9 protein-coding genes are annotated in these 11,824 nt (G+C 74.2%); 4 read left to right on the top strand and 5 right to left on the bottom strand.

Features of this window, described 5'->3' with window-relative positions; translation table 11 throughout:
* Nucleotides 1–138: 138 nt before the first annotated feature.
* A complete protein-coding gene (locus tag ACFVHI_RS15990) occupies nt 139–705 on the bottom strand; it encodes a GbsR/MarR family transcriptional regulator (RefSeq protein WP_380339531.1) in 567 nt (188 codons plus the stop codon).
* Between the two features lie 68 nt (nt 706–773).
* Between ACFVHI_RS15990 and ACFVHI_RS15985 the strand changes: the two genes are divergently transcribed.
* Both ACFVHI_RS15985 and ACFVHI_RS15980 read left to right on the top strand, forming a co-directional pair.
* Nucleotides 774–1,700 (top strand): ABC transporter ATP-binding protein, encoded by a 927-nt coding sequence (locus ACFVHI_RS15985; protein ID WP_063350628.1) that lies wholly within the window; start codon nt 774–776, stop codon nt 1,698–1,700.
* A complete protein-coding gene (locus ACFVHI_RS15980; protein ID WP_380339528.1) occupies nt 1,697–3,358 on the top strand; it encodes an ABC transporter permease in 1,662 nt (553 codons plus the stop codon). The genes ACFVHI_RS15985 and ACFVHI_RS15980 overlap by 4 nt, the downstream gene beginning before the upstream one ends.
* 50 nt (nt 3,359–3,408) lie before the next feature.
* Here the strand turns inward: ACFVHI_RS15980 and ACFVHI_RS15975 are convergent, their stop codons facing one another.
* The gene (locus ACFVHI_RS15975) at nt 3,409–3,996 is read right to left on the bottom strand and encodes a TerD family protein (protein ID WP_063350626.1); all 588 of its coding nucleotides are present in this window, start codon (nt 3,994–3,996) and stop codon (nt 3,409–3,411) included.
* Nucleotides 3,997–4,368: 372 nt separating this feature from the next.
* On the opposite strand from ACFVHI_RS15975, the gene ACFVHI_RS15970 reads away from it, so the two are divergent.
* Entirely contained in the window at nt 4,369–6,582 is a 2,214-nt protein-coding gene (locus tag ACFVHI_RS15970; protein WP_380339525.1) for a hypothetical protein, read from the top strand.
* 12 nt (nt 6,583–6,594) lie between these two features.
* On the opposite strand, the gene ACFVHI_RS15965 is transcribed toward ACFVHI_RS15970, so the two are convergent.
* From ACFVHI_RS15965 to ACFVHI_RS15955, 3 genes are read right to left on the bottom strand one after another with little or no spacing between them, the layout of a single operon-like run.
* Nucleotides 6,595–7,641: a hypothetical protein gene (locus ACFVHI_RS15965; protein WP_380339523.1), complete on the bottom strand. Its 1,047-nt coding sequence runs from the start codon at nt 7,639–7,641 to the stop codon at nt 6,595–6,597.
* A gap of 51 nt (nt 7,642–7,692) precedes the next feature.
* Entirely contained in the window at nt 7,693–8,370 is a 678-nt protein-coding gene (locus tag ACFVHI_RS15960; protein ID WP_380339521.1) for a hypothetical protein, read from the bottom strand.
* A gap of 47 nt (nt 8,371–8,417) precedes the next feature.
* The gene (locus ACFVHI_RS15955; RefSeq protein WP_079136135.1) at nt 8,418–9,065 is read right to left on the bottom strand and encodes a class I SAM-dependent methyltransferase; all 648 of its coding nucleotides are present in this window, start codon (nt 9,063–9,065) and stop codon (nt 8,418–8,420) included.
* Between the two features lie 284 nt (nt 9,066–9,349).
* Here ACFVHI_RS15955 and ACFVHI_RS15950 point away from each other — a divergent pair, with 284 nt between their 5' ends.
* Nucleotides 9,350–11,707 (top strand): glycosyl hydrolase family 18 protein, encoded by a 2,358-nt coding sequence (locus tag ACFVHI_RS15950; protein WP_380339519.1) that lies wholly within the window; start codon nt 9,350–9,352, stop codon nt 11,705–11,707.
* Nucleotides 11,708–11,824 lie beyond the last annotated feature (117 nt).

Below are 11,824 nucleotides of genomic sequence, written 5' to 3'. Positions count from 1 at the left end.
GGGGGCCCCCCCCCCCCCGCCCGCCCCCCCGCCCGGGTGACCCCGCAACCCCCGCCGCGGCCCCCCCCCGGGGGGGGGGCCCGTCCGCGTTCCCCGCCCCGCCCGCTACGCTCCCGAGACCGAGACCGAGACCGAGCCCTACGCCGGATCCGACCCGGCCCCGGCCCCGGCCCCCGGCAGCGCCCCCGGCCCCAGCCCCTCCCGGTGCACCCGCCACCGCGCGAGCATGCCGTGCAGTTCGTCCACCATGAACGCGAAGAAGGCCGCGCTCTCCCCCAGTCGCGCCCCCGCGACGGTGCCCGCGCCGACGGTGGCCTCGCCGTCCCTGAGCACCCGCACCCAGCGCAGCAGGTACTCGTCGCGCCGGGTCAGCGACTCGAACCAGACGTCGTTCAGCACCCGGTAGCGGTCGCGCCGCGAGCCCGGCTCGCGTTCCTTGGCGGCCAGGCCGATCTGGATGAGGTAGCGCATCCCGCCGGACACCGCGGCCGGGCTGATCCGCAGCCGCTCGGAGAGCTCGGCGGAGGTCAGCACGCCGCTCTCCTCGGCCATCAGGCAGGAGAAGAGCCGGGACGGCATCCGGCCCATGCCCGCGGACGCCAGCTCGGCCGCGAACCGTTCGACGAAGTCCGCCACCGCCTGCTCGTCGCGCCCCTGCTCCGCTTCCCGCTCCACCACGCGCGCCTTCCCCTCTCCGGTGATCAACAACTCGACTGAACTTTAACGCCTTCCCAATATTCACGTTTTTCTGAAACTACGGTAGCTTCAGCAGCATGACGAAGGCAATCACCCTGACCGGCCTGCGCAAGACCTTCGGCCGGACCACCGCGCTGGACGGCCTCGACCTCACCGTCGAGACCGGCGAGGTGCACGGATTCCTGGGGCCCAACGGCGCCGGGAAGTCCACCGCCATCCGGGTGCTCCTCGGCCTGCTGCGCGCCGACGGCGGCAGCGCCCGACTGCTCGGCAAAGACCCCTGGCACGACGCCGTCGAACTGCACCGCCGCCTCGCCTACGTCCCCGGCGACGTCGAACTGTGGCCCAACCTCACCGGCGGCGAGGCCATCGACCTGCTGTCCCGGCTGCGCGGCCGGCTCGACCGCCGCCGCCGCGACGAGCTGATCGAGCGCTTCGACCTCGACCCCACCAAGAAGGGCCGCAGCTACTCCAAGGGCAACCGGCAGAAGGTCGCCATCGTCGCCGCGCTCGCCTCCGACGCCGAACTGCTGCTGCTCGACGAGCCGACCTCCGGCCTCGACCCGCTGATGGAGGTGGTCTTCCAGGACGTCGTCCTCCAGGCCCGGCGGCAGGGGCGGACCGTCCTGCTGTCCAGCCACATCCTGGACGAGGTGGAGAAGCTCGGCGACCGGGTCAGCATCATCCGCCACGGCCGGGTGGTGCAGACCGGCAGCCTCGGCGAACTACGCCACCTCACCCGCACCACGGTCGAGGCCGAGACCCACCGCCCCGTCACCGGACTGGAGACGCTGGAGGGCGTGCACGCCGTCCGCACCGAGGGCGCCCGGGTGCACTTCGCCGTGGACGGCGCCCACCTGGACGCCGCCATCCGCCGCCTCGGCGAGGCCGGACTGCGCAGCCTGGTCAGCCACCCGCCCACGCTGGAGGAGCTGATGCTGCGCCACTACGGCGACGAACTGGCCGCCAACGGGCACCCGCTCGACGGCGAGGCCGCCCGATGACCGCCACCACCACCGCGACCAGCGCGCCCGCCACGGCCCCGCGCCCGCCCCGCCCGCACACCACCCTGGCCGGCACCGCCACGCTGCTCCGCTTCGCCCTGCGCCGCGACCGGCTCCGCCTCTCCGCCTGGGTGCTCGGCCTCGGCCTGCTCACCCTCGCCAGCGCCAACAGCGTGCACACCCTCTACCCGACCGCCGCCGACCGCGCCTCGATCGCCCACGCCTCCGCCGGCTCAGCCGTCCTCGCCATGACCGGCCCCGGGCACTACCTGGCCGACTACACCTGGGGCGCCATGCTCGGCCACCGGCTGCTCGGCCTGCTGGCGGTGCTGGCCGGGCTGATGAGCGTGCTGACCGTCGCCCGGCACACCCGGGCCGAGGAGGAGAGCGGGCGGGCCGAGCTGGTCCGCTCCGCCGCCGTCGGCCGGCACGCCCAGCTCGCGGCCGCCCTGGGCGCCGCCGCCGTCGCCGACCTCGCGCTCGGCCTGCTGCTCGCCGCCGGGCTGCCCGCCCTCGGCGTCCCCGGGCTCGGCACCGGCGGCGCGCTGCTGTTCGGGGCCGCGACCACCGCCGCCGGACTGCTGTTCGCGGCGGTCGCCGCCGTCGCCGTCCAGGTCACCGCGCACGCCCGGACGGCCTCCGGGCTGGCCCTCGCGGTGCTCGGCGCCGCCTACGCGGTGCGCGCGGCCGGGGACGCCGGGTCGAACGGGCTCTCCTGGGGCTCCCCGATCGGCTGGCTCCAGCGCAGCTACCCCTTCGTGGACGACCACTGGTGGCCCCTGCTGCCCGCACTCGCCCTGACCGTCGTCACCGGCGCGGCCGGCTTCGCGCTGAGCACCCGCCGGGACGTGGGCGCCGGCCTGCGCGCCGCCCGTCCGGGGCCGCCCACCGCGCGCCCCGCCCTCGGCACCCCGCTCGGCCTCGCCCTGCGCCTGCACCGCGGCCTGCTGGGCGGCTTCGCGGTCGCGCTGCTGCTGCTCGGCGCGATGTACGGGTCGCTGCTGGGCGGCGCCGACGCGATGGTCAAGGACGTCGACCAGCTGAAGGAGGCCCTCGCCCGGCTCGGCGGCCGCTCGCTCACCGACTCCTTCGCCGCGATGACCCTGCTGGTGGTGGCGGTGGTCGGCGCGGTCTACGCGGTGCTGGCGACGCTGCGCCCGCGCGCCGAGGAGAGCGCCGGGCGGGCCGAGCCGGTGCTGGCCACCGGGGCGTCCCGGTCCGGCTGGCTGGGCGGGCACCTGGCGGCGGCACTACTGGGCTCGACCGCGGTGCTGCTCGCGGCGGGGGTGGGCTTCGGCCTGGCCGGGGCGCTGTCCACCGGTGACGCCGGCGCGTTCCCGCGACTGCTCGGCGCGGCCCTGGCGTTCGCGCCCGCCCAGTGGGTGACGGTGGGTTTCGCCGCCGCCGTGTACGGCTGGCTGCCCCGGGCGACGCAGCTGGCCTGGCTGGTGCCGGCATACGCGTTCGTGATCGGATACCTGGGCCCGCTGCTGAAGCTCCCGGCGGGCCTGGACCGGCTCTCCCCGTTCGGGCAGGTGCCCCGGCTCCCGGCAGCCGCCATGGACTGGACGCCGCTCGCGGCGCTCACCCTGGTCGCGGCCGCCCTGATCGCCCTGGCGCTGGCCGGGTTCCGGCGCCGCGACCTGGAAGTGCGCTGACATCAAGGCCCGCGACGGGGCCGGCCGCGGCGGGCCGGCCCCGGACCGGGTCACAGGTGCTTGACCAGCTCCGGCATCAGGTCCTGGAAGGTCCGTCCGCTGGCCGGCTGCCCGATCGCGGTCATCTGCCAACCGGTGGGCGTGCGCTGCACCTTGGCCATGATCTGCGCGGTGTACGGGCCGCCCCCGGTGAGCGTGTACCGGGCCAGTTCGGCGCCGGTCTGCTCGTCGACCAGCCGGCAGAAGGCCGCCTCGACCTCCTGGAAGGTCTGGCCGGTGAAGGAGTTGACGGTGAAGAGGATCTGGTCGACCTCGGCGGCCATCTTGGTCAGGTCGACGGTGATCGACTCGTCGTCGGTCGCGTCGCCCGCGCCGCCGACCAGATTGTCGCCGCTGTGCCGGACGGAACCGTCATTGCTGTTGAGGTGCTGGAAGAAGACCACGTCCACCGGCCGCCCCTGGGAGAACAGCACCGCCGAGGCGTCCAGGTCGATCTCCCGACCGGCGGCCAGCAGCTTGGCGAAGAAGCCCTTGGGCTGCGCGGCCTTCCAGCCCAGGCCCATCCGGACCACACTCAGCTGACCGCCGCCCGGCTTCTCCAGGCTGATCTTCTGCCCCTTGGCCAGCGAAACGCTCATCGTGCCCTCCTCGTCCCTGCCGCCGCTCCGTGCCGTGAATCTACAGCACTGTCGAACTTCTATGATCATCCGACCGGCGCGCTCCCAGCACCCCTACCCCGCGCTCCCCCCGCCGTCACCACCGGGGACGGTCTGCACACTGTCAAGCGCCCCGGGGAGGAGCTTGCGCGGGGCGGGCGCGCAATCCGGCTCGGTCAACCTGGCAACCGGCGATCCGACGTCTGGCGTAGCCGCGAACAGGGGCCGAACAGGCGGGCGGCACGCGGACTAGGGTCGGCTCGGAGGCGCCGCCGACCGGGAGAACGGCCGCCGACGCACCGAGCGTTCCGCGCACGTTCCCGTGATCCGCCAACCCACGCTGGGGGGACCACCATGTCCGAGCACGAAGGAACACCGCCCGCACCCGCCACCGCCGCCACCACCTCGCGCCTCGGCCGCCGCCGCCTGCTGCGGGCCGGCCTGGGCACCGGCGGCGCGCTCGCCGCCGTCCGCCTGCTGCCCGGCGGCCAGGCCTGGGCCGCCGCCCCGGAGTCCGCGCCCGTGCCCGTACCGGAGCCCGCGCCCGCACCCGCACCCCTCCCGGGCACCGCCGCCACGGCGCAGCCCTGGCCGGACTGGGCCCGGTTCGCCCGCGTCGGCGACGGCACCTTCAACGAGCCCGCCGACATGCAGAGCGCCGTCGACGCCCTGAAGGCGCAGAACGTCAGCGTCATCGAACTCGACACCCTGCTCTCCAACTGGCTCACCGACGCCGAGTTCGCGGCCCACATGGCCGAGGTGAAGACCTTCACCGGCCTGGCGCACGCCGCCGGTCTGAAGGTCGTCATGTACTACCCCTCCCTGGAGCTGATCTCCCCCGGCGGCGAGAAGGGCCGCTCGTTCTACAAGAACGACCAGGGCGGCGCCTGGGTGCAGCGCGACCTCGCCGGAAAGCCCAACGTGTTCTACGGCAGCGTGGTGGTCTGGGTCGACCCGGGCGACGAGAGCGTCTGGCTCAGCCCCAACTCGCCCTGGCGGGACTACTACCTCAAGCGGATCAAGGGCGTGGCCGCCACCGGCGTGGACGGCATCTGGCCGGACGTCCCGATCTACTTCGACGGCGTGCTCTCCTGGTGCGACGCCTCCACCTGGGGCGCGGCCGCCTTCAAGGCCGACACCGGCCTCGCCCTGCCCAAGGCCGCCGACTTCGCCGACCCGGTGTTCCGCCGCTACGTCGAATGGCGCCACCGCAACCTGCTCCAGTTCCAGCTCGACATCGCCGCCGCCGGGCGCGTGGTCAACCCCGACCTGGTCACCTTCGTCGAGACCGTCTCGATGGACTACCGCTACGCCACCTCGATCGGCCTGGACGGCGGCTACCTGCGCCAGGCCGAGGGCGCCGTCAGCCAGGTCTGGGAGGTGGACATCCTCGGCAACTACGACGGCATGCGGCACGCCACCGCCTCCGACTGGGTCTGTCTCATCTCGATGTACAAGTACGCGCGCGGCGCCAGCGGCACCAAGCCCGCCTGGGCGTTCTCCTACGGCTGGCAGGCCGACGACGCCTCGCTGGTGATGTCCCAGCTGATCGCGGCCGGCTGCAACCCCTACGAGGTGAAGACGCCGTACAAGAACGACACCGTGGACGCGGCGATGCGCGCCCGGATGTACCGCTTCGTCCAGACCAACCAGGAGCGGCTCTACAACGCCACCTCGACCGCCCAGGTCGGCGTCTACCACTCCAGCCCGTCCCGGGACTACGTCAGCCCGGGCGCGGGCATCGGGATGTACGTCAACGCGACCGCGCCGGCCGGGATCGCCGACTGGTGGGGCGGCGACGACCCGGAGCAGAGCTGCGCCTCCGTCCCCTGGCTGGGCGAGTTCCGGGGCACGGTGAAGGCGCTGGTGTACGCGCACATCCCGTTCGACACGGTGCCCAGCCCCGGCCTGGCCGCCGCCGACCTGGCCCGGTTCAAGGTGCTGCTGCTGCCCGACCTCCAGGCGGTCTCGGACGCCGAGGCGGCCGTGCTGCGGGGCTTCGTCGCGGCCGGCGGGACGATCGTGATCACCGGCCCGGCGCCCACCGCGCTCGACGAACTGGGCGGCCAGCGCACCGAGTTCGCCCTCTCCGACGTGCTCGGGCTGCGCCGCGGAAGCCCGCTGCCGGCCGCCAAGCAGAACGCCTACGGCAGCGGCACCTGCTGGTACGTCCGCAACCGGGCCGGGCTCAGCTACCTCACCAAGACCGACCAGGCCTCGGCCGACCAACTGCTCGCCCCCGTCCGCCAGTCCGCACCGCCCGCCGTCACCCTGGCCGGGGACCGCCGGATCTTCCTGGACGCGCGGCGGCTCGGCAACGACACCGTCCTCCACCTGGTGAACTTCACCAACTTCGGCGACACCCCGGCGGCCTTCCGCACCACGCCCGCCAACTGCACGCTCTCCTACGCCCTCCCGGCCGGCGCCGCCGTCACGGCCGTCACCGTCGCCACCCCGGACGGCACCGACCCGACGCCCAAGCCCGTCCCGTACACCGTCACGGGAGCGACGGTCAGCGTGCCGCTGACCGTCGTGCAGTACTCGGTGGTGACGGTGACGGCGGGCTAGGTCTGTCCGGTCCTAAAGCGCGGGCGCGGGGATGCGCCAAAGGGCGGCGGGGTTGGCCTCGCCGCCCGGGGCGGACTCGAAGGCGATCCACTTCCCGTCCGGGGACCAGCTCGGCGCGCCGTCGTACGAGCCGTCGTCGCCGGTCACCCGGACGGGGCGGCCGCCGTCGGCCGCGACCACGAAGACCTGGGCGTTCGGCAGGTCGCCGAGGTTGGAGGAGAACACCAGGTACCGGCCGTCCGGGGACCAGGTGGGATCGGTGTGCTCGCCCGGCACGTCGGTGACCTGGCGCAGGCCGGTGCCGTCCGCGCCGACCGTCCACAGCGCCCAGTTCTCACTGCCGGCGGCACGCCGCTGGAAGACGATCCGGTCGCCCCGGGGCGACCAGTTCGGCTGCCGGTTGTCGGTGCCGGTGCCCTTGCCGTCGACCAGCCGGACCGGGGGGCCGCCGTCGCGGCGGACCTTCCAGAGCGAGTCCTGTTCGGCGTCGTCGCCGTGCACGGCGGCGTGTTCCGGCTCCCAGCTCTGCTGGAAGACGATCCAGGCGCCGTCCGGGGAGAAGCTCGGCTCGCTGTAGCCGCTGCCGTCCTCGTGCCGGGTGACCCGCTCCGGGCTGCCGCCGGGCGTCATCAGCCAGACCTCGTCGTGGCCGGACTCCCGGTCGGTGGCGAAGGTGAAGGCGCCGGTGGCGGCGTTCCAGCTGGTGCCCGGGAGGTTGACGGCCGCCTTGTCGGGATCCTCCAGGACCTTCTGCGGCGTGCGGCCGCCGTCCAGCGGCAGCACCCCGAGGGCGGCGGCGCCCTTGTTGTAGCCCTCGCTGAACTCGGTCAGCAGCACCGAGCGGCCGTCCGGGGCGAAGGCGGGGTTCTGGGCGCTGCGACCGCCCTCGGCCCGGTAGAGCAGTTCGGCACCGTCGGCCCGGCGCTCGCCCCCGGTCGGCGGCGCGCCGCTGGCCCGGGTCGGCCGGGGCTGCGGCCCGCCCTCGGAGCCGGATTCGGCGCAGCCGGACAGCAGCATCGCCGTGACGGCCGCGGCGGCGAAGAACGCGCGAATTCTCATGACTCACAAGCTAGTTGACTCTTCGTCACATCGCGTACGCCGGCAGGCGGATCAGGCGTCGCCGTCCAGCAGGTGCTGGCGGACCTCCTGGAAGGTCCAGGCCCCGCCGGCCGGGCGGGCGAACACCCAGACCAGGTCGAAGCGGTCCGGCCAGGTGGCGGGCGCGCCGCTGCCGGCGGCGCCGAGCGCCTCGACGATCCGCGGGATCCGCGAGTGCTCCCAGCAGATCAGCACCGGCTGGGGCCCCGCCAGGGCGACGCCGGCCAGCGCCGTCTCCTGGGACTCGGCGTACCCGGTGTCGACGGTCAGCCCGAGCTTGGCGGCCAGCGGGGTGACGGTCTGCCGCATCCGGTGCGCCCCGGCCAGCGGGCCCTGGTCGGTGGCGGCGAGGATCCGGACGGGGGTGCGCAGGCCGGGGGCGGGCGGGGCGAACAGGGTGGGCAGCGCCCGGGCGCGGGACCAGCCGCGCTCGGTCAGGGACTTGCCGTCGTGGCCACCGTTCTCGTCCAGTCCCGGGTGGTTGCCGTCCGGCTTCTCGCCGTGGCGGATGATCATCACCAGGGCCTCGCCGCCCGCGTCGCTCGCCCTGGCCGCGCCGGCGTCCTTGCCCGCCTTCTTGCCGGCCTTGCCGGAGGCGGCCGAGCAGCCCGCCAGCAGCACCGGAGCGGCGATCGCCAGGCCGGTGAGCAGGGTGCGCCGGGCCGGCCGCGCCGCCACTCGGTGCTCCATCACTCGGCCCCTCATCACCTGGTCTCCCGCCACTCGGCGCCCCGTCATCACTCGGCACCCCGCTCCAGGCGCACCAGCGCGTCGACCGCGACGCCGTCGCCCTCGCCCTTGTGCCCGGGCTCCGGGCCGACCGTCCGGTGCACCCGTTCGGCCCGGACGGTGCGCAGGCCGCGGTCGGCGAGGTCGGCGAGGACATCCTCCGGGGTGAACAGCACGGCCGGGTCCTGCGGGCCGCCGACGCCCTCGGTGAGGTTGCTCAGGTCGTGCCCGACCACCAGCAGGGTGCCGCCGGGAGCGAGCGCGGCGGCGGCGCGGCGCAGCGCGGTCCGCCGGTCCTGGGCGGGGACTTGGAGGTAGGCGACCAGGATCAGGTCGTAGCCGGCGGCGGGGGCCTCAAAGGTGCGGGCGTCGCCGTGCCGCCAGGTGAGCCGGTCGGCGACCTCGTCGGGCAGGTCGGCGGTGAGCCGCTCGGCGCGTTCCAGGGCGACGGCGGAGTAGTCCAGCCCGGTGACCTCCCAGCCCCGGCCGGCCAGCCAGATGGCGTTGCGGCCTTCGCCGGCGGCCAGGTCGAGGGCGTGGCCGGGGGTGTGGGCCGGGGTGAGGCCGGCCAGTTCGCGGACCACCCAGCGGTTGGGCTCGGCGCCCCACACCAGCTCGGTCGCGGCGTAGCGGTCGTCCCAGTCCTGGCTGTCCATGGCGAGTCCTCCGTTCGGCGGGCCTGCTCCGCAGCGGTCAACCTACCGGGCCCGGGCGGCGGCGGCCCGGAACGGTCCAGCGGGCGGACACCCTTGACGGCGAATATTGGTCCAGTCCAATCTGTGATGTCGTGACGCGAGCGGGTCAGCCGGCCCGCCGCGCCCGCCGTCCGTACGTCGGCACGCTCCACCTGCCCGCGCGCCCCCACAGCGCCAGGGCGGCTCCCCCGGCCCACCCGGGCCACGCACCGCCGGAACCCCCACACATCCGGAGGACACACCGCATGCACGACCGCGTCATGCCCGCACGGCCCGCCCCGGCCGCCGGGCGCCGGACCGCTCCGCGCAGACGGGCCATGGCCCTGGCCCTCGCCGCCACGCTCAGCACCAGCGGCGCCGCCCTCGCCCTGACCCTCAGCCCCGCCTCGGCCGCCCCGGTGAACCTGCTGGCCAACGGCGACTTCGAGGCCGGCACCCTGACCGGCTGGACCTGCGCCAACGGCTCCGTCGTCACCACCCCGGTGCACGGCGGGAGTTACGCGCTCAGCGGCGCGGCCTCGGCCTCCGACACCGCTCAGTGCCAGCAGACCGTCACCGTCCAGCCGAACACCACGTACACCCTGTCCGGCTTCGTCCAGGGCAGCTACGTCTACCTCGGCGCCACCGGGACGGGCGTCAACTCCTCGGTCTGGACGCCCGGCGGCACCGGCTGGAACCAGCTGAGCACCACCTTCACCACCGGCGCCACCACCACCTCGGTGACGGTCTTCACCCACGGCTGGTACGGCACCGGCGCCTACTACGCCGACGACCTCAGCCTCACCGGCCCGGCCGGGCCCACCTCCACCGGCAGCCCCACCGCGAGCGGCAGCCCGACGGCCTCCGGAAGCCCCACCGCGTCCAGCAGTCCGACCGCGTCCGGCAGCCCCACCGCCTCGACCAGCCCCACCGCGAGCGGCAGCCCGACGGCCAGCGGCAGCCCCACCGGATCCGGCAGCCCGACCGCGACGGCCACCGCCAGCGGCCCGGCCGGGGACGGCAAGGTCACCACGCCCACCGGCGTCGCCGTCAGCAAGGTCACCGCGGGCGCCGTGGTGCTCACCTGGCAGCCCTCCACCCTGACCACCGGCGACGGCCCGATCGCCTACAAGGTGTGGTCCAACGGCCAGCTGGTCGCCACCTCGATGGGCACCTCCGTCGCCGTCAGCTCGCTGCTGCCCGGCAAGGCGTACACCTTCAGCGTCCAGGGCTACTCCGGCTCCCACGCCTCCGCCCAGTCCGCCGCGGTGAGCACCACGACGGCCGCCGCGCCCGCGCAACAGCCCGTCCGCTCGGCCTACTTCGACCAGTGGGGCGTCTACGAGAACGCGTACTACCCGAAGAACGTCGACACCAGCGGCGCCGCGGGCAAGCTGGACGTCATCCACTACGCGTTCGCCAACATCGACCCCACCAAGCTCACCTGCTTCCAGGCGGTGAAGGCCTCCGACTCGACCAACGAGAACAACCCCAACGCCGGTGACGGCGCGGGCGACGCCTACGCCGACTACCAGTCCGACTACAACTCCGGCACCAGCGTGGACGGCAGCAGCGACACCTGGGAGCAGCCGCTCAAGGGCAACTTCAACCAGCTGCGCCAGCTCAAGGCCAAGTACCCGAACCTGCGGTTCACCATCTCGATCGGCGGCTGGACGTACTCCAAGTACTTCTCCGACGCGGCCGCCACCGACGCCTCCCGGAAGACCTTCGTCTCCTCCTGCGTCGACATGTTCCTCAAGGGGAACCTGCCGACCGGCGTCGCGGGCGACGCCTCCGGCGGCGCGGCCACGGCGGCCGGCATCTTCGACGGCGTCGACCTCGACTGGGAGTACCCGGGCTCGGCCGGCGGCCACACCGGCAACCACTACTCCCCTGCCGACAAGCAGAACTTCACCCTCCTGCTCAAGGAGTTCCGCACCCAGCTGGACGCGCTCGGCTCCGCCCAGGGCAAGCGCTACCTGCTGTCCGCGGCCCTGCCCAGCGGCCAGGACAAGATCGCCCAGCTGGAGACCGACAAGATCGGCAACTACCTCGACTACGCCGACGTCATGTCCTACGACATGCACGGCGCCTGGGACGCCAAGGGCCCGACCAACCACCAGGACCCGCTGCACGACAGCCCGGCCGACCCGACCACGCCGATCACCCCCGGCACCCGCAAGTACAACGTGGACACCATGCTCGCCGCGTACACCACCGGCCTGCCCGAGTACGGCATCCCCGGCGGCTTCCCCGCCAACAAGCTGGTGCTCGGCATCCCGTTCTACTGGCGCGGCTGGACGGGCGTCCCGGCCGGCTCCAACTACGGCCTGTACCAGAGCGCGACCGGCCCGACGGCCGCCAAGCCGCTGAGCCAGGAGGCCGGACTGGCCGCCTGGAAGGAGCTCAACCCGACCGCTGCCACCACCCACTGGGACCCGGTCACCGAGAGCAGCTGGGTCTACGACGGCACCAACTTCTGGACCGGCGACACCCCGCAGGCCATCCAGGCGCGCGGCGCCTACACCAAGAGCAAGGGCCTCGGCGGTCTGTTCGCCTTCTCCCTGGAGAACGACGACGCCTCCGGCACGCTGCTCAACTCCATGGACGGCAGCCTGCGCTGACGCCCGGCACACCGGTGGGGCCCCCCCGCGAAACCCGCCGGGCCCCCCGGGGGGGGGGCGGGTGCTGCGGGCGGGGGGACACCCACCGCCCCCCGGGGGGGGGCAAGGGGGACGAAC

The organism is Kitasatospora sp. NPDC127121 (genome assembly GCF_042677305.1).
GTDB lineage: Bacteria > Actinomycetota > Actinomycetes > Streptomycetales > Streptomycetaceae > Kitasatospora.
The sequence above is the reverse complement of the archived record's forward strand: the minus strand, read 5'-3'. Positions and strand labels throughout refer to the sequence as shown.

Coding starts and splice junctions, on each gene's coding strand:
- ACFVHI_RS15985 (WP_063350628.1), top strand. CDS start 774: ATGACGAAGGCAATCACCCTGACCGGCCTGCGCAAGACCTTCGGCCGG.
- ACFVHI_RS15980 (WP_380339528.1), top strand. CDS start 1,697: ATGACCGCCACCACCACCGCGACCAGCGCGCCCGCCACGGCCCCGCGC.
- ACFVHI_RS15975 (WP_063350626.1), bottom strand. CDS start 3,996: ATGAGCGTTTCGCTGGCCAAGGGGCAGAAGATCAGCCTGGAGAAGCCG.
- ACFVHI_RS15970 (WP_380339525.1), top strand. CDS start 4,369: ATGTCCGAGCACGAAGGAACACCGCCCGCACCCGCCACCGCCGCCACC.
- ACFVHI_RS15965 (WP_380339523.1), bottom strand. CDS start 7,641: ATGAGAATTCGCGCGTTCTTCGCCGCCGCGGCCGTCACGGCGATGCTG.
- ACFVHI_RS15960 (WP_380339521.1), bottom strand. CDS start 8,370: ATGGAGCACCGAGTGGCGGCGCGGCCGGCCCGGCGCACCCTGCTCACC.
- ACFVHI_RS15955 (WP_079136135.1), bottom strand. CDS start 9,065: ATGGACAGCCAGGACTGGGACGACCGCTACGCCGCGACCGAGCTGGTG.
- ACFVHI_RS15950 (WP_380339519.1), top strand. CDS start 9,350: ATGCACGACCGCGTCATGCCCGCACGGCCCGCCCCGGCCGCCGGGCGC.